The sequence below is a fragment of the Pseudoalteromonas sp. genome (genome assembly GCF_018402495.1).
In the GTDB taxonomy this organism is placed as follows: domain Bacteria; phylum Pseudomonadota; class Gammaproteobacteria; order Enterobacterales; family Alteromonadaceae; genus Pseudoalteromonas.
The window spans coordinates 493951-512498 of record NZ_JAGYIU010000004.1 but is presented as its reverse complement, the minus strand read 5'-3'; the positions used below and the strand labels follow the sequence as shown (position 1 = coordinate 512498).

General features: G+C 42.0%; 15 protein-coding genes. 8 read left to right on the top strand and 7 right to left on the bottom strand.

Annotated elements, in window-relative coordinates; genetic code table 11:
• Window positions 1–204 precede the first annotated feature (204 nt).
• Window positions 205–489: a type II toxin-antitoxin system RelB/DinJ family antitoxin gene (locus KG708_RS14760; protein WP_017040620.1), complete on the top strand. Its 285-nt coding sequence runs from the start codon at window positions 205–207 to the stop codon at window positions 487–489.
• Window positions 486–764, top strand: a complete 279-nt coding sequence (locus tag KG708_RS14755; protein WP_213610969.1) for a type II toxin-antitoxin system RelE/ParE family toxin — start codon at window positions 486–488, stop codon at window positions 762–764. Before KG708_RS14760 ends, KG708_RS14755 begins: the two co-directional genes overlap by 4 nt.
• A gap of 238 nt (window positions 765–1002) precedes the next feature.
• On the opposite strand, the gene KG708_RS14750 is transcribed toward KG708_RS14755, so the two are convergent.
• The 3 genes from KG708_RS14750 to KG708_RS14740 all read right to left on the bottom strand — a co-directional run bounded on the left by KG708_RS14750 (window position 1003) and on the right by KG708_RS14740 (window position 2923).
• The gene (locus tag KG708_RS14750) at window positions 1003–1590 is read right to left on the bottom strand and encodes an SEC-C metal-binding domain-containing protein (RefSeq protein WP_213610968.1); all 588 of its coding nucleotides are present in this window, start codon (window positions 1588–1590) and stop codon (window positions 1003–1005) included.
• 492 nt (window positions 1591–2082) lie between these two features.
• Window positions 2083–2280 (bottom strand): hypothetical protein, encoded by a 198-nt coding sequence (locus KG708_RS14745; protein WP_213610967.1) that lies wholly within the window; start codon window positions 2278–2280, stop codon window positions 2083–2085.
• Window positions 2281–2503: 223 nt separating this feature from the next.
• Window positions 2504–2923: a hypothetical protein gene (locus KG708_RS14740; protein WP_213610966.1), complete on the bottom strand. Its 420-nt coding sequence runs from the start codon at window positions 2921–2923 to the stop codon at window positions 2504–2506.
• Between the two features lie 2977 nt (window positions 2924–5900).
• Here KG708_RS14740 and KG708_RS14735 point away from each other — a divergent pair.
• Window positions 5901–6137, top strand: a complete 237-nt coding sequence (locus KG708_RS14735) for a site-specific integrase (protein WP_301003440.1) — start codon at window positions 5901–5903, stop codon at window positions 6135–6137.
• On the opposite strand, the gene KG708_RS14730 is transcribed toward KG708_RS14735, so the two are convergent.
• The 3 genes from KG708_RS14730 to KG708_RS14720 form a co-directional block, all read right to left on the bottom strand.
• A complete protein-coding gene (locus tag KG708_RS14730; protein WP_213610965.1) occupies window positions 6134–7213 on the bottom strand; it encodes an endonuclease/exonuclease/phosphatase family protein in 1080 nt (359 codons plus the stop codon). The two genes, KG708_RS14735 and KG708_RS14730, sit on opposite strands and share 4 nt — an antisense overlap.
• Before the next feature lie 178 nt (window positions 7214–7391).
• On the bottom strand, window positions 7392–8405 hold the full coding sequence (locus tag KG708_RS14725) for a helix-turn-helix domain-containing protein (protein ID WP_213610963.1): 1014 nt from the start codon (window positions 8403–8405) through the stop codon (window positions 7392–7394).
• Entirely contained in the window at window positions 8374–9300 is a 927-nt protein-coding gene (locus KG708_RS14720; protein ID WP_213610961.1) for a GGDEF domain-containing protein, read from the bottom strand. Before KG708_RS14720 ends, KG708_RS14725 begins: the two co-directional genes overlap by 32 nt.
• 299 nt (window positions 9301–9599) lie before the next feature.
• Between KG708_RS14720 and KG708_RS14715 the strand changes: the two genes are divergently transcribed.
• The 3 genes from KG708_RS14715 to KG708_RS14705 all read left to right on the top strand — a co-directional run bounded on the left by KG708_RS14715 (window position 9600) and on the right by KG708_RS14705 (window position 15274).
• Window positions 9600–12305: a TonB-dependent receptor gene (locus KG708_RS14715; protein ID WP_213610959.1), complete on the top strand. Its 2706-nt coding sequence runs from the start codon at window positions 9600–9602 to the stop codon at window positions 12303–12305.
• Between the two features lie 90 nt (window positions 12306–12395).
• Window positions 12396–14327 (top strand): phytase, encoded by a 1932-nt coding sequence (locus tag KG708_RS14710; RefSeq protein WP_213610957.1) that lies wholly within the window; start codon window positions 12396–12398, stop codon window positions 14325–14327.
• A 59-nt stretch (window positions 14328–14386) separates the two neighbouring features.
• A complete protein-coding gene (locus KG708_RS14705; RefSeq protein WP_213610955.1) occupies window positions 14387–15274 on the top strand; it encodes a metallophosphoesterase in 888 nt (295 codons plus the stop codon).
• Between the two features lie 57 nt (window positions 15275–15331).
• Here the strand turns inward: KG708_RS14705 and KG708_RS14700 are convergent, their stop codons facing one another.
• Window positions 15332–15580, bottom strand: a complete 249-nt coding sequence (locus KG708_RS14700; RefSeq protein ID WP_213610953.1) for a TIGR03643 family protein — start codon at window positions 15578–15580, stop codon at window positions 15332–15334.
• Window positions 15581–15723: 143 nt separating this feature from the next.
• Between KG708_RS14700 and KG708_RS14695 the strand changes: the two genes are divergently transcribed.
• Together KG708_RS14695 and KG708_RS14690 are read left to right on the top strand one after the other, a co-directional pair.
• On the top strand, window positions 15724–16380 hold the full coding sequence (locus KG708_RS14695; protein ID WP_213610951.1) for a YoaK family protein: 657 nt from the start codon (window positions 15724–15726) through the stop codon (window positions 16378–16380).
• 56 nt (window positions 16381–16436) lie between these two features.
• Window positions 16437–18500 (top strand): TonB-dependent receptor, encoded by a 2064-nt coding sequence (locus tag KG708_RS14690; protein ID WP_213610949.1) that lies wholly within the window; start codon window positions 16437–16439, stop codon window positions 18498–18500.
• Window positions 18501–18548: the final 48 nt, after the last annotated feature.

Here is an 18548-nt window from a genome sequence, read left to right as displayed (position 1 = left end):
CTAAAAAGAGTAATTCTACAGCCTCAACGCCCGGCTAAGGGGTTAGACAACGCATAGCCGAACTCAAAAAAACACTGTAAACACTGAACTTCAATTTTGCACCAAAGCCGCCAAGCGTTGGCAATCCCTCTTGAGCCGTTTGTTAGTTGCCCTTGCCCAACTCCAGTGCTAACATTTGTACACACGCAAACTTAGGAACTACTTATGGACACTAGAATTCAATTTCGTGTTGATGACGAAATTAAACGTTTAGCCCAACAAATGGCTGAGAGCCAAGGTCGCACACTCAGCGATGCTTGCCGTGAACTTACTGAACAAATGGCTGAGCAACAAAGAAAAACATTATCTCATGACGCTTGGTTAACTGAACAAATAAACCTAGCATTTGAGAAGTTTGACTCAGGAAAATCTTCATTTGTTGAACATAATTCAGCTAAAGCACGAATGGCTGAACGAAAGGCCAAAATTCGTAATCGAGGCCAGCAATGATTTTATGGGAAGAAGAATCGCTAAATGATCGTGAGAAGATCTTTGAGTTTCTTTATGACTTTAACCCTGATGCGGCTGAAAAAACTGATGACATTATTGAGGCTAAAGTAGAAAACTTACTCGAACAACCATTGATGGGTGTTCAACGAGATGGAATTCGAGGACGATTATTCATTATTCCCGAAATCTCAATGATCGTTTCGTACTGGGTAGAAGGTTCAATTATTCGCATAATGCGAGTTCTACACCAGAAGCAAAAATTCCCTACCGATTGATTGTAGCCGGTGGGCACCTAACGAGCCTGTAGAATTTCTATTTTTATAAATTTGGCCATTTTTTAGACCTCCTGTATCGCTTTCTAAGCGATTATCTCGTACTAAGCAATGCATTTGAGACCCCTTAAACCACCTAAAAATTTGACCAAATGAGTTATTCTTCAGCCTCAACGCCCGCAACACCGGGCAATTTGTAGCGCAGCGAAAAATTGATCCGCGTGATTGCGCTTGTTAACTTTTATGCTGACAAATAACAGCACTTTTTAAATTTAACACCACTTCCGCATGCGCACGGATCGTTTCTCTTTTGCTTCTTAGGTGCGGTTGGTTTAGGTGGAGGTAATTTTTGAATTGATTGCTCGATAGAGCGCTCAATAATTTGTTCTATCTCTCTTTCCGGCACGGGATCATCTTTGAAAGTACCGTAGGCCGCAATCATTAACCCAATAGCTGTTAATATAATTCCGATGAAACCGTACAATTCAGACCTTGTTTGCGGCAATACAGAAGCGAAATTCGTTAACTCAGGGACTGTTTCTTGTATGTTTGCCTGAACTTGCTCTTTTGAAAGGTTTCTCTTTTGCGCTTCCGCCAATACAGCCGATAATTTCTGTAACTGCTGAACTGTCTTGATACTTCCTTGCAGCAACTTTATTGCGTTGCCAGTGATGTCGTAAACGCCATCAGGTACATGACCCATGCCTCCGCAGTTTGGGCAAGGACCTACCCGATTTCCGCTTAGAGTTACATTCCTACAATTTTCAAATACGAAACCAGAACCAAAAATAGCTCCACAGTTATCGCAAAATGCTGGCATCTCAGGCATGGAGCCTCCTTGAAAGTTAACGCCCAAATTTAGCGCGGAAAGCCGCGCAGCGGGTTGAAGTCGCAGCCAGCGCTTTTTGCTGGCGATAATATTTGTTTGTTATGTTCTTACCACCGATGTTATTCACTGCCATTTTTACCAACACTGTAACCACAATTGCAGCATGTATTACTCGGAAGCCTAAACTGCTTTAAAGAGAGCGCAACCTGATTTTTCCTGCAATTGGGGCAGGTAAAATTAACCGCAATAACCAACAAAGCAATAGCGAAAATGAAAGAACCTATATAGAACGGGTTAGTATAAAAATTAATGCTCGGCGTAGAAAACTGAAAGCCAATAATGCAGACAATTAATGCAACAAGCGAGAGCTTAAATTTTTTGCTTTTGTTCAATGCACAAAATCCTTTTAGAGAACATAACGCCCAAAGCAGCGGCGCGCGTTAGCGCGTCCAGCCCGAAGGGCGATGCTGCCTTTGCTTGTTAAATGTTTACTCATAGATCGGCTAACCACCCCGTTGGCTTTTCGTCTATATCCCAGTGATACTTTATACTTTCGATATCTTGGATATATTCACTTTTGTCTGAATTCGACATCCACTCAGGTTTGTCTTCGTATGCCTTTAGCTTGGGATACTTCGATTCAACCTCTTCTACAGAGCGGGCATCAATTAGCAACCAGACACCTCCCATTCCGTAGTCATAGACTGCCAGGAATGGTCTTTTCTCTACAGAGCCTTCTTTTGATGCAATCGTTGCATTTGCCATCATAGATAACCCCAAGATAATTGCGACGATATTTCTCATATATTTAACGCCCAGCTCACCGCGCGTAGTAATGTTGGCGACTTTACTGCGTGTTTTTGCAGGAAAGGTGCAAACATTACGGAGTCCGGTGGAGCTGTTTGTTATGCATTTATTGCTCGCTTACTTGTGTAATGTGATCGGCATTTTCAATGAGCTTTTTAAGCGCAATTGCAACCTGATTAATTTGTTCAGTTGCATCTAACTTTTTAAATAAGCTTTTGAAGAACGGTTTATCTGCCGAAACGAAACACTGCCAAGTTAAATTATTTATATCAGGCTCTTTAAAGTTACCCTGCCCATCCTCTTCTTCCATATTGCCGCAACCAATCCAGATTGGATAAGGCTCAGACATACAATCTATGCGCCACCCCCAATCTTCGGGGCTAACTATTGTATTAAAACCTACATCGTTAAGACCGCCAGAAATCCAATTTGCTACGGACTTACCGTACCGAAGAGGATTTGTTTCGTCGTCTTCTCCTGGTATTACACCAAGTTGAGTAGACTTAAAAGTGAATGAGTGATCCATCAAGTTCCTTGTAGTGCATAACTTCCAAATATGGGGCGCAGACACGTGTGCGATAATGGCGAAGCCGCGCACGTGTTTGCGTCCCAACGAGCTACAGCGAGTGCCATAATTTGTTTGTTATGTGCAAGTTAATAGCGCTACTTTTTACATTCCGGTCAACTTGACTGCATTTTCACCTATTTCTAAGGCGCTTAGCACGTATTTTCAAACTAATATAATCGAATGTAAATGTTACTATAGCTATGACGATGGCTGTGGTGATAAAAATACCATTAAATCCATCGCTAACTAATTTGAACCACCTTAATAACTGATAGATAGGCTCCCACCCACCAAGAATTATTAAACAACCAATCGACCTTGGGCTTATGACCGCAATATTACTTAAGCAAGTTTTAATTTTTCTCATGTACCATACTCGCTCTCTAAATTGCGCAGATTATATAGCTCACCAAGCTGGCTAAGGGCAATTTTATAATTCAGTAGCGCCACATCATCGGCGGCACATAACGCTCAGCTCACCGCGCAAATTTTGGATGGCGCCTTTTTTGCGTCTTTTTGCAAAAAAGGTGACAGCTAAAATTTGTCCGGTGGAGCTGCTGGTTATGTTCTTTTTGCATTTAACACTGCCCTATCGCACTGCCGCCTTTGACCTTTGTTTTTAAAAAGCATCCCGTTTCTGATGCCGTTTATTTCTGCCACCTGTTGATAGCCTGATGTGCGTCGAGGGTTGGCGATTAATTTTGAACCTTGGGCCACCCAAGCTCTCCGGCTTTACCGGACTAAAAATAACCCAAGAAGTTTAAACCTGATTAACTCACAAAACCTTGAACAGAACGACATCTTTGCACTTAATACCGGCAAAGGCTGTTTACCATTTTGATGAACGGCTGTGACTGCTTAAAGCAAACCCGCACTGATAAACTTCCGTTGCTTATTTAGAAAGCTTTAATGGCATAGGGTTTCGGCAACTTATTCATTTTATTCAAATTTTAAAAACATAACGCTGAGCACACCGAGCGGCTAAGCTGGCGCGTGTTTTTGCGGCCCTTTGCAAAAACCGCGACTGGTTAGACGTCCGGTGGTGCCACTGGTTAGTTTGGTGAACCACCAAGATCCAACGAAGCCAAGCACTTCCAGCGGAGCTGATGGTTCAGGTTAAAAAATACAGTTTGTATTCCTGCAAAACTAAACCGAAACCGTCAGGAACAAAACCACTTAAATACAAACTTGTGATGAAGTCTCAAACAAAACACCACAAACGAAGCCACTAAATTCATAGCCAGAACAAAACTTTAAACTGGCACCGGAACAAAAGAAAAAGGTGCCACATTACGTAAACCCTGATCGAAACCGTGCCTGAAAAAAAACAGGACTTTTCACAACCGCCAAACCCAGCCTAAAGACGATTGAACCGACTAACGCTGAGCACACCGAGCGGCTAAGCTGGCGCGCGTTTTTGCGGCCCTATGCAAAAACCGCGACGGGTTAGACGTCCGGTGCTGCGACTGGTTAGTTTGGTGAACCACCAAGTTCCAGCGAAGCCAAGCACTTCAAGCGGAGCTGATGATTCAAAGTTAAAAAATACAGATTCTATTCCCGCAACATTAAACCGAAACCGACAGAAACAAAACCACTAAATTAAAAGCTTGTGATGAAGTCTCAAACAAAACACCACATACGAAGCCACAAAATAATTGGCCAAAACAAAACCTTAAACTGGCACCGGATCAGCGGGAAAACGTGCCACATCCCAGCGCAATTCAAACGAAGCCGTGCCGGGAAATAACCAGACTTTTCGTTTACCTACAAACCAAACCTAAAGACGATTGAACCGACTAACGCTGAGCACACCGAGCGGCTAAGCTGGCGCGCGTTTTTGCGGCCCTATGCAAAAACCGCGACTGATTAGACGTCCGGTGGTGCGACTGGTTAGTTTGGTGAACCTCCAAGTTCCAGCGAAGCCAAGCACTTCCAGCGGAGCTGATGATTCAAGGTTAAAAAAATACAGTTCCTGTTCCCAAGAAGTTAAACCGAAACTACTAGAACAAAACCACTAAATTTAAAGCTTGTGATGAAGTCTCAAGCAAAACACCACAAGCGAAGCCACAAAACTATTGGCCAAAACGAAAACTCAAAAGTGCACCGGAACAGCGGGAAAACGTGCCACATCCCCCTGCACTTCAAACGAAACCGTGCAGGATAATAACCGGACTTTTCGCAACCAAAAAACCAAACCTTAAGACGATTGAACCGACTAACGCTCAGCTCACCGCGCAAATTTTGGATGGCGCTTTTTGTGCGTCTTTTTGCACAAAAGGTGACAGCTAAAATTTGTCCGGTGGAGCTGCTGGTTATGTACATTTTGCATTTAGCACTGCCCTACCGGGCTACCGCTTTTGCCCTTTGTCTTTAAAAAGCATCCGATTACTGATGCCGTTTATTTCTGCCACCTGTTGATAACCTGATGTGCTTCGAGGGTTGGCGATTAATTTTGAACCTTGGGCCACCCAAGCTCTCAGGCTACGACAGCGTGAAAACTTGAACCGAAGTATAAACCCGAACAAACCGCAGAACTATGAATAGAACACCATATTTTGCACTTAATAACGACAAAGGCTGTTTACCCATTTGATGAACTAATGTGACTGCTTTAAAACTAACCCGTACTGATAAACTTCTGTTGCTCATTTAGAAAGCGTTAATGGCACGGCGTTTCTCTAACCGTTTAATTTTATTGAAATTTCAAAAACATAACAATTTTATAGTGCGCTCGTCGCGTATATTTCTACCAACGTTACGCTAATATATTTATTAATTACTTTTTAACAAATAACTTAACTCATTACCAGCTATAATTTTTTCTTGGTACTAAATATAATAAGAAAGAAGAAAGTGCGCTCGGCGCGCATTTTCTTGAATATGGGAGCAAAACAACTAATCTGTATATAAATACAGTATTCTTATTGGTGAAAATATGAAAACGCGTTCCCCATTTTTAAATTATATCGCTGAATATATGTTAGTGCGTCAGTATTCATTACGTACCGTAGATACCTACCTGAGATGGATTGCATCTTATATTCATTTTCATAATAAGCGCCACCCCGCCTCAATGGGAGACAATGAAGTCGAACGCTATCTAGAACACTTAATGTTAAAGCAAAATGTTGCACCACGAACGCAAGCCACAGCACTTAATTCATTGAGCTAGTCCTTATCAAACCTAGGCACTTTGCGCTTATCGGCTTTATTCATAGCCAGCTCCTCAATGTCTTGTTGCTTTAGCTCTCTGGACTTTGTTTCGAGTGATTGTTGGTTAACGTTTTCAAAAACTAATTCGCTAAGTAGTGCAAAATGATCAGAGCCATATTTAGCTAAACGTTTAATCCGCTTTACAGTGAAACCTTGTGAGTGAAATAAGTGATCGAGCGGCCAGCGCATAAAAAAGTACTTAGCATGAAAGGTATTATAAAAGCCTCGTCCTTTTCGTGGATCTAATAAGCCACTTATCTGCATAAATAACCGCGTTGTTCGCGACCACGCCACATCGTTTAAATCACCTGCAACAATAATGGGCCTTGTCACATTTTTAAGCGCTTTTGCTAAAATAATCAACTCAGTATCACGCGGGCGTGAAGTATCTTCTTCCGTTGGACTTGGTGGAGCAGGATGAATAAAGTGCCCCTGCATGGTGATACCTTGTGTATTTTCAAACAGAATGTGAATTGAGGGAATATCATCCTCAACCAGTTCGCATACTTGGTATTGTTTAATTTTATACTTACTATATAAATGCATACCGTAACGGTTGTCTTTGGGGCAATATACTCTATAAGGGTAAAGCTCTTCTAAACAACTTAACTGCTGCTGCCAATTAGCATCAGATTCTAAGGTGATTAATAAATCAGGTTGATGCTGCTCAACAAGTTCGATAAGCGCTGAGTAATGGTCGTTCGACATTAATACATTGGCAGACAGTATACGAATACTGTGCGTTGCATCTTTAGCCGATGACGCAACTTCTTTACGAGCAAAGCACGTGTAAGGGTAAATCCAATAACCTTGAACAGCTAATATAATGCCCAAAATAAGCACGGATACAACATTCAAAACACTTAATTGTGTACTAAAAAATAAACACACACAGATCCCTGCCAAGCATGCAAGATAAAAAACCTGTAGGCGAATAAAATCACAGCTACGAACTAAATAATGCTGGCTGTAAGAAATAGGTAATAGCGTAATCACCAGCAACATACATAAAAAAACAACCAACATAAGTAACATTTAATACCCTTTTTATTGTTATTATCTAAAGCACTTATCAATAATAAATAAGCTAAAGTAAGGGTTATTATACCCATTCGCTCAAGTGAGCTATTTTGAATATTAATAGCAACAGAAAAATTCGCTGATAGCAAGATAAACAGGTCTTAAATTAATGCGTTATTTAACACGCTAGCTATCACTTTCCTAATGCTAATGCTTTAAGCTCTGTGGGCGTTAATCCTGTCCAGCGTTTACAGGCTCGACGAAAGTTTGGCGCATCATGAAAAGCAAGCTTTTCAGCTACCTCCTCATTACTCAACCCTTGCACGGTCAGTAAATGAAATGCCTGCTGCATATTGACCCTATCTTGCAGTTGCGAAAAGCGTAAATTATGTTCTTTTAAGCGCCGTTTCAATGTTGCCATACTCATATTTAAATGCTCACTGACTTGTTGCAAGTTAGCTTGGCGATGGCGATGTAGATAATGGGTGACCATTTCAATAAATGTCTGTTTAAACGCTTTTTTACTCACTTGTTGCATCGCTAATTGACGACGTAATTGACTCGCTTGCAGCAAAGGGTGTGTAAGCCATTGCTGCGCAAATTTAACCGTCAGAGAGGGTCGGTCAAAGGCAAGTCTAAGCCCTAAATGTTCTTCATATTCGTAAATATGACGCGGGCGTGGAAAGGGAAATTCAAAACAAAAAGGGATACGCTCACCCAGCAAATGTCGACTCGCCGAGACCAATAAGCAACAGTAAAGCTCAACCACAAATTGATATTGTTGCTCATCCATACCCACCGCATCATTGAGCTGTAAATAACTATAACCATTATGCTGATAATGATAGGCAAATAATAACGGCGCTAACTGTAGCCTAAAACAACTCAATAAGCGCAGCACCTGAGTGAGGTTTTGACTATATAAAATAGCGCTTGTTTCAGCGTTAGGAGAAGGAAATAGTCGATGCCCTAGTTGAAAAGCGGCATCTCGCCCTGGCATTAAACGGTGAAACTGTTTTAGCAATCGTAATAGTTGCGATAAGCTCAGGTAAAACTCAGGACGAAGCAAATCTTCAGCAAAAATGCCCGTTCCACGTAATAATTTATGCTGATTTAACTGTCGTTGTTGGGCAAGGTCGAGCAAACACGCCACCATGCCCTGAACAGGGATAAATTTATCCTCGAGCGTGACATACGGTCGCACCATGCAACTCCTGCTTAGTGACTTTTTTTTGTGCAAGCTGTGTATTTAGCCGCTTTAGCAACGCATTACACGACTCATTTTCTGCCGCTTCAACCACCGCAGTGGTGAGTGTGTGAAACACCGCCATATCCCCCGACTTAAAAGCGAGATGTTTAACTGCACTTGCTATTTGCTGCACTTGCAAAGATGCCTGCGCGAAGGTTAATTGCGGCATCAGTAAAATAAAGCGATCACCGGCGTAACGGCAAACCAAATCAGTAAGTCGTGCATTCATTAAAATTAACTCGGCAACCTCGCGCAGTAAGCGATCCCCTTCAGGGTGACCAAAGCGACGATTAAAGGCATCAAACTGATCAATATCAACCACTGCAACACAACAACGGCCACCTTGCTCAAGCTGTAAACGCAACTGCTCGCGCATGTAGTCTGCACGGTATAATCGTGTTACCCAATCAACGTCTTGATGCTCACGCACATTTGCCTCACGGCGGCGTAATTGGGCGTTAAGCACTTGCATTTCTTGATACCATAAATACAAACCTCTACTGATCAAGAGCATGCCAAATGGGGCGGGGATATTCTCAATTAATGGCAACCAAGCATCTTCAGGGTAGCGAAAAAATTCATCCAAAAAATCCAATAAACCGGAGAACATGAAACAACAAAGCCCAACGGTCAATAAGGTGGTAACCCGTCCTGGTGGGCGACTAAGCAATAAAAAAAATTGCCATAATATGGTTAGCAGTACAATCCCCCCTTCACCGAGCACGTCCCACCAATCAATCTGCCCCCATGGTTTTACTGTGCCTATTGTGCTACTAAGTACAAACGCAAGCACAATCATACTGAGCGTGAGCACAATCATTCGCGGGTGCAATTTTAATAAAGCAAAATTCATCTTATTACTCAAAAAGCTGTTTGTTATGGCGAGGATAACTGCAAACTCGATTTTCTTTGAGGGTCAAATTAGCTCAGCAAGATGACAAAAGAATGACATATCTACAGTGTAAACACTCAAAAACAAGCTCATACCTACAGTTACTAGGGTCAAAATAGCTCATAAGTACCGCTAAAAATCGCTATTAGCTTCGCTTTTAATAGCTTGTCCCTACTTTCATGGTGAAACGTTCATAAAACCGTCATCAAGTCTTTCTAGTGTGCTGCCATCTGATTTATTTACAACCAAGGAATGCGCTCATGAAATTTAAATTATCTATCCTCTCCTCGGCCTGCTTAGCCGCGATGCTTAGTACAAGTGCCTACGCAGAACCAGGAAACTTTGTTGGAACATTAAGTGACAGTAACAAGCAGGTCTACTTTGAGGGTGCGCAAGTCAAAATTAAAGAGTTAAATCTCACCACGCAAACCCGCCGTGATGGCAGCTTTCGCTTTAACAATATAGAGCCAGGTAATTACACCTTAGAAATTTCTTACTTGGGCGCAGCCCCCATTGTAAAAACAATTTTTATTGAAGAAAACAAAACGCTCAGCGGCGAATTTACACTAGCGCAAAGCAATACGGTAAGCGAAGACATCGTGGTATACGGCCAACGAGCAGGTCAGGCTGGCGCGCTTAATATGCAGCGCAGTGCCGACAGTATCAAATCAATTGTGTCATCCGATGCTATTGGCCAATTCCCTGATCAAAATGTTGCCGAAGCACTGCAGCGACTACCTGGTTTATCGATTGAACGAGATCAAGGTGAAGGTCGTTTTGTTGGTATTCGCGGTTTAGATCCTAATCTTAATAATGTTACTGTGAATGGCGTTAATATCCCTTCACCTGAAGCGGGTGTGCGCTCAGTGGCGTTAGATGTGTTTCCCTCAGAGTTAGTGGAAGGTTTAGAAGTATCTAAATCAGTGACACCCGATATGGACGCAGACGCCATTGGTGGTAGTGTCGAAATTAAAAGCTTGAGTGCCTTTGACCGCGCTGGCGAATCGGCCAGTGTAACGCTACAGGCAAGCCACAATCAACTCAGAAGTGATACCAGCCCAAAGGTGTCTGCCAGCTATACTAATCGCTACAGCTTTGGCAATATTGATGATGTGTTAGGTATTGCCGCGGCCGTATCTTGGTCTGACCGTGACTTCGGCTCAGATAACATAGAAAGCAATGGCGACGATGAAGTAGAGCAACGTCATTACAAAATCAACCGAGAACGCTTAGGGACAGCGGTCAATCTAGATTATCGCCCAGACTTTAATAATCAGTATTATTTACGCACACTTTACAGCCAATTTTCAGATACCGAATTTAGGCAAGCAAATGCCTTTACCTTTGCTGGTGATGATTCTGAAATCGAGCGCAGCTCTAAAGACCGTTTTGAAGAGCAGCAAATTTTTTCAATTACTGCCGGCGCTGAACATCAAATAGATCAATGGCTACTCACCTATCAAGCGGGCTATTCGAAATCATCAGAAGACGAACCAGAGGCATTAAACTACACATTTAAAACCGACGGGTTTGCAATTAGCTCGGATTTACTTGGCCAAATTCCTCACGTAGAGCAGCAAGCGGGTGTATCAGAACTTGCCAACTATGAACTCGACGAAATTGAATATGCTAATAATCAAGCTAACGATAAGGAATACAGCTTTAAATTTGATTTAGCCAAAGATTTAACATTTTTAAATTATCCAAGCCAAGTCAAATTTGGTAGCAAATATCGTAGCCGCGAGAAACAACAAACAACGCAAGTAACCTTCTTTGATGGCAACTTTGACGATATTGACTCGGGAATGTTCGCTGACAGCTCACCTGAGTGGGGATTAGGAGAATTTGGTGACGGTTTAAACAAGCGTGAATTACGCCGCTTTTTTAACAGCCAACGAGCTAATTTTGACATTGCCCAATTAGATTCCGATATTGAGTCTAAAGGTGAGTCGTTTATTAATAAAGAAGACATTTTTGCCGCGTATATTATGGGCAAAATTGACATTGATCAGCTAAGAATTGTAGCAGGCTTTCGCTATGAAAAAACCCAATTTAGTACATCAGGACATAAAGTTGAACTAATAGAAGACGGACTAACCGATCGTGAGCAATTAGACGTTACCCCATGGCAAGTAGAACGAGATTATGACTATTTACTCCCGAGTGTGAATGTGCGCTATAACATAAGCGAAAAGTTAATTTCACGCTTTGCTTATACACAAACAATTTCCCGACCAAAGTTTGAAGAGTCTGCAGCTTATCAAATTATAGAATCAAAAACCGCTGAAGATGACGGCGCTTTGATAACAGAGCGCGAAGCCAGTGTCGGTAACCCCGATCTTAAACCGTTTGAGTCAGACAATATCGACTTCACTCTTGAATATTATCCTGGTGGCATTGGCGCGCTATCGGCGGGCTACTTTTATAAAGACATTAGCAATTTTGTTATTTACGCCGATGTGGCTGACCAACCGCAATGGCAAGGTTTTGACGAAGTTATACAACCTATTAATGGGGATAAAGCCACCTTACAAGGGATTGAATTTTCTTGGGTAAAAACCTTTGAAAATGGCTTACTACTGGCCGCTAACGCTACTTTTTCTGACTCTGAAGCCGTTACTTTACTCGATGGCGAACGCTTTGAAACCACATTGCCTAATCAAGCTGATCGGGTTGGTAATCTAACTGTGGGCTACGAAAACCAAACGTGGAACTTACGTCTAACAATGACCCATAAAAGTGAAAACCTAGAAGAAATAGACGGCGACTTACTACTTATGGAAGACAGCCACCAGCAATTAGACTTCTCTAGTAAATATTATATAAATCAAAACATGAACTTATATTTTAACGCTATCAATATCACTGATGAGCCATTTTACAACTACTTCTCTGAGCGTAATCGCAATGCGCAATACGAAGAATATGGCCGCACCTTTGAACTTGGTTTTACCTGGAAAATGTAACACCAAAAAGCATTATGACATACGCACATTTTAATCATGAGTCGGCTTTATTGTAAAGCCGCTCAAAACAACAGCTAAACAAGGACATGAATGAAATACTTCCTAACCACAGCCATGTTGTTATTGCTGCTTCCTATTACTGGTTGTAGTGTACAACAAGAAGAAAGCGCTATTACAATGCTTGACTCTGAGCCTCTTTATTCACAACATGCATTAAGAGGTAAACGCGGTATTCTGTTAAGTGGCTCACAATCAAAATGGCTGCTCACCAGTGAAAGCCAAGGTTTATTATTGCTTGATCACCAGGCGCAACCAATTAGCCGCTTTAGTGGTAACTTTGAAGCATTAGCGGTGCGCGATAACGTGACCATTAACAAGCAAACAAATACCTTAATAGCCACTATCGACAACGAGCAAAACACCATAAAGCTGTTGAGCCTTACGCAAGATCATACTTTTACCCTGCAAGGCAGCTTACCCTTTGAGCACAGCCAACTTGAAACACTGTGCCTATTTCGTCAGCCATCTGGTGATATATCATTATTTACAGCCGATGCTGTAGGCCAAGTACATCAGTTTATGATTTACGATGCTAAACAACAACTCATTGATATTCAGCCAATACGCAGCTTTACTGGCGTCCCTGAAGTGCAAAGTTGCGCGGTTGATGATAAGCGCGAGCAACTTTACTTGGTTGAAGGCAATATCGGCGTTTGGCAATACAATGCCAATCCGGAGTCTGATCCTATACGCACCCTAGTTGCTGCTACCCGTCCATTTGGTACATTACAAGGGGAAGTCACCGATGTGTCGGTCACACCTGAAGGCTCAGTATGGATCACCACCCCACAAAGCCAACAATTGCATGTTGTGCAGCCAACAACGGGTTTAACTCAAACAATCACACTTAGTGATCTTACAGAGCCAGAAACTCTAAGCGTTACTTGGCATAACCAACAGTTTCAGGCAGTCGCTTTTGATGCTGAAAATGACAACTATTGGCAACTAAATATAAAAGAGATTACTCCTCAAAAACCGCTTAAACACGCGCTCATTACTACCATTACCGCCGATGCACAAACGGATCCTGTTGCAAGGTTTGGCGATGCAGCTGATGATCCTGCAATATGGGTTGATCAGCAAAATCCTGCCAACAGCCTTATTTTAGGTACCGACAAACGTGCTGGACTGATGGTGTATGCACTTGATGGCACACTATTACAAAGCTTGGAAATTGGCCGAATTAACAACGTTGATATTCGCCAACATTCTGGTATTAACAGCCCCCTCAATACCTTGATCACCGCCAGTAATAGAACCAACAGCAGCATTAGCGTATTTGCATTAGATACACAACGCAATGTTGAGCATCTAGGTGATATAGCCACCGATCTTACTGATATTTATGGTTTATGTATGTATCAATCTGACTCGGGTAGCTATGTATTTGTAAACGATAAAGACGGTCGTTATCAGCAGTATCGCATTAGTGCAACCACACCTAACATTGTTGCCAAAAAAGTCAGAGAGTTTGCCCTTCCTAGTCAACCAGAGGGGTGTAGCGCCGATGACAAAACAAGCCTGCTTTACATGGGTGAAGAAGATGCTGGAATTTGGCAAATAGATGCCGAACCAACCCCGACCGCTCAACCGCAACTTATCAGCCATGTTGGTGAGATTTTAAAAGACGATGTGGAAGGCATGGAAGTCTACCATGGTGAAAACGCCAGCTACTTAGTGGTTTCGAGCCAAGGCAACGACAGCTTTGTTGTATATGGTTTATGGGATGACTACCCAATACTGGCTAACTTTAGAATCGATATGGATTTAAGTAGCGGCATTGATGGCGTGTCGGAAACCGATGGCCTTACCGTCACAGCAGCTGCACTGCCAGGTTACCCACAAGGGGTGATGATAGTGCAAGATGGCCGTAACCGTCTACCACAACAACCCCAAAACTTTAAAATAATCGATTGGCGTAAGGTGCAAGCACTGATTGAGCAAAGTGCTCACGCTAATTAAAAGTAAACATACACATTTATAACAAAACAATAACCTTAACAGGTATTTATGAGGCAAACATGACACAACTAATATTTACATTAAAAGCGCTACTTTTAATCACTATTTCATTATTAAGTAGCACGCTCTGCGCACAAAATACGCACACAGCAGAATCTGGCATTCGTTTTGCAGTACTCGGTGACGCAGAGCCTAAACCCGTTGCAGAATTTCCTCATTTAGCGCGTGCCGTTGATGATGTAAACCGCCTAGCCGGCGAAAATAAAATCGACTTTGTATTAGGTGTAGGCGACATTCCCCACAAAGGCACTATGCTGCAATATAATAATGTAACACCTGAATTACAGCGCCTAACACTGCCTTTTTACCCAATTATGGGCAATGAAGAACATGGTGCAGACGACGCAGTGACACGTTTTTTACACTTTGCCAATTTATGGAATAAAGGTAAAACGACTATTAAATCAGATAAGTATGTTTTAGAGTTTGACGACCTAGCGATTGTACTTGCATCACCCGATCACGGCCGTGACTTTAATAACAAAGGGGTCTCATGGGTTCTTGAGCAACTAAAACAACTCAACCCAAAACCGGTTTTACTCGTTGTTCACGGCGCACAAAAAGGCGTTTACCCTGAGAATGCAGATAAAGGGATTGGCAACATAAAATTTGCCGACGTTATTGCACAGCCAAATCTAAAAGCAGTAATCTCTGGTGATTTACATATGGACATGGACAGAGTGAATCACTCTAAAAAAATCGACAAAGTACACTACTTACATATCCCTGCCCTAGAGCGCACTAAAATTCCTGATGAGACACGCCACAATCCTATGTATCGTGTATTTAATATCAGCCCAGCAGGAGAAGTAGACGTTGCAACTTATGCCGTTGGCAACCAACACGCACTTGCTGAGCATAGCTATCAGTTTAATTTAGGTCAGTAGCTAACTGAGAGCTTGCATTTGCAAGCTCTTTCCCCCTAAATACAAAAGCGTATCAAATTAACGATTTTTATACTGGGTTTTACAATGGCTTCGCATAATCGCGGGATCGCGCAACTTTAGGTGTTTAGTTTTACGCCCAGCATGGCGCTTACGCCATACTTTAAATGAGCCACTAGATATGTGGTCACGCATAAAGTTAACTAATTGCGAGTAATTTAGCCCATAAAGATTTTCAATGGCTTCAAACGGTGTTCTATCTTCCCATGCCATTTCTATAATGCGTGATTGCTGTTCTTGGTTAAACATATTTATTCCAAATTTTGTTGATACGCAAAAGTTAAATTTAGCGATCATCACTCGGTTGTTATGTTAAAAATATAATCTCTTTTTATTTATTAACTTTAATTAAGTGTATGATAAACCTACATACTGAAACTGGGGCTTAAAGGATGTTTACAAAACTACCTAAGTGGGTTGAATATGGTGCATTTACCCTCGCTTTTATTGCCGGTATGGTAAACGCTGTAGGCTTATTAGGATTTGAACAGCAAGCAATTTCTCATGTTTCGGGGTCGATTACCTCATTAGCTATTGAACTTACTACCAACATCAATGCAGCGTTATTTTTAATTGCGATTGTACTGAGCTTTATACTCGGCTCAACATTAACAGGGTTAATGCTCTCAGGCGGGTCACTTAAGTTAGGACGCCATTACGATACGTTATTATTTATTGAGGGTATTTTACTACTGGTAAGCGCACAGCTACTTCAACATTCCTACCCTTACGCACTTACACTCGCCTCTGCTGCCTGCGGTTTACAAAATGCTTTAGCCACAAACTACAGTGGTGCTGTTGTGCGTACTACCCACTTAACAGGTATTTTTACCGATTTAGGTTTAATGCTTGGTAAAGCCCTCAAAGGGGAAGCTTTTGACAGCAGAAAGTGCTTGGTCTTTGTCTTAATTATTGCTGGTTTTTTAGCCGGCGGAGTGGCTGGTGTATTACTATTTAAACTTTACTCAGTGCTCACTTTAGTTTTTCCGGGTATTTTTTGTATTGTTTTATCGATTACTTATCGGGTTTATAGGTTGAGTGTGCTTTAACCAATTCACAAAATCCCCTACCCTAAACTTATCAACTTGCCAATGTGCTGGAATTTATGAAATATTACTATTTACCCCCTTTATTGTTATGCAGTCAGTTAAGTTTAATTAATAGTGCGTGTGCTGAAGATACAGCGCAATCAATTGAACGTATCACCACCACAGCATCACGTAGTGAAGCGCTTTCCACCCCATTGCCTTTGGTGATCAGTGTATTAAGTGAATCACAGCTTGAGCTTATTGCCCCTACCCATGTAGAAGAAGCACTACAACGCGTTGCAGGTGCCAATGTACAACGTGGTAATGGTCAAGAATATTTACCCGCCCTACGCTCGCAGGTGCTTTCTGGTACGGGGGCTTGTGGAGGGATTTTAACTGCTGAAGATGGTATTGCACTTCGTGCAGCTGGGTTTTGTAATATTAATGAGCTGTTTGAAGCGCATAGCGAAATGGCACAGCGTATTGAAGTATTAAAAGGCCCAGGCTCTGCACTGTATGGCTCAAATGCAGTGCATGGCGTAATTAACGTCATTACACCAGACACGACCCAAGGTGGTGGTTTACTGGGTGTTGATTATGGCTCTTACGGTTATGCTCGCTATAAATTGCGTGCAGGCCATGCTATGGATAATTCAGGGTTCGGTATTAATGCCAGCTTTACCGATGATGGCGGTTACCGAGATGATGAAAGCGTTAAACAACAAAAAATAAATGTGCGACATCGATACGCTAACAACAACTTAAGTTTGATATCGGGGTTGACCTATACCGACTTAGACCAACAAACCGCAGGATATATTAGTGGCTTTCAAAGCTATAAAGATGAAGATATTGCACAGCAAAATTTTGATCCTGACGCCTTTAGAAAAGCCCGATCGCTTAGGGCTTGGAGTAAAGCAAGCTGGCAATTAGGTGAGAACACGCTTGTTGTTACTCCTTATATTCGTGACCAAAGCATGGACTTTTTCAAACACTTTTTACCCGGCACACCACTTGAAAAAAACAGTCAAACGGGGTTTGGCCTACAATCGCTTTATCAATATAATGTGAACGACAATACGAACTTAAAGCTTGGCTTTGATGGTGAGTTTACCCAAGCCGATTTTTTACAAACCCAAGATAACCCCACCCAAGGCTCTGCGTTTTTAGTGGCCACTGTGCCGCAAGGTAAACATTACGATTACCAAGTAGATGCTACCTTATATGCCCCATTTGCCGCTATTGATTGGCAGCTTAATGACTGGCTTATTAGCGCAGGACTGCGTTATGAGCACATGCAATATGACTATCAAAATAATATGCTTGCAGGGCGTACAAAAGAGGATGGCAACGAATGTGGTTTTGGTGGATGTCGTTATAGCCGCCCAGAAAGCACAAAAAACAGTTTTAGTAACCTATCCCCCAAACTTGGAGTAAGCTATCAATTTAATGCTAACAATACATTATACGCTAACTTTTCAAGAGGCTATCGAGCCCCCCAAGCGGCTGAGCTCTATCAATTACAACGCGAGCAAAGTACTGCCGACTTAGACGCTGAAATAGCAAATAATGCTGAGTTAGGTATAAAAGGGGTGTACAACAATACTCGCTATGGCTTATCGATGTATGCGATGAGCAAACACAACACCATCTATCGCGACAGTGACTTTTTTACCGTTAATGATGGTCAAACTCGGCATCGCGGTATTGAGCTTGAATTAGCGCATAGCTTTAACCAGCACTTATCGGTTAATTTTGCAGGCACTTATGCCAAGCATACTTATTCGAATGAGCAAACCACTGGAAATATTAAAGGTAACGATATAGATACCGCGCCCCGTAAGGTCGCTAATATTGATTTTAACTGGCAAGCCAACGAGAGTATTAACCTTGCACTGCAATGGCACTATGTTAGCCGCTACTTTACCGATCCTGAAAACCTACATATGTACCAAGGGCATGATATTTTAAGTTTGCGCGGCCAATGGCAAATTAGTTCACAGCTATTACTCAGTGCGCGAATCATAAACTTAACCAACACTGCCTATGCTGAACGCGCCGATTACACCAGCTTTACTGGTGATCGTTACTTCCCAGGTAAACCACGTAATGCCATGTTGTCTGTAAGTTACCAGTGGTAAAATAATGCGCTATATAAACTATATAGCGCATTGATTTATATAATTATT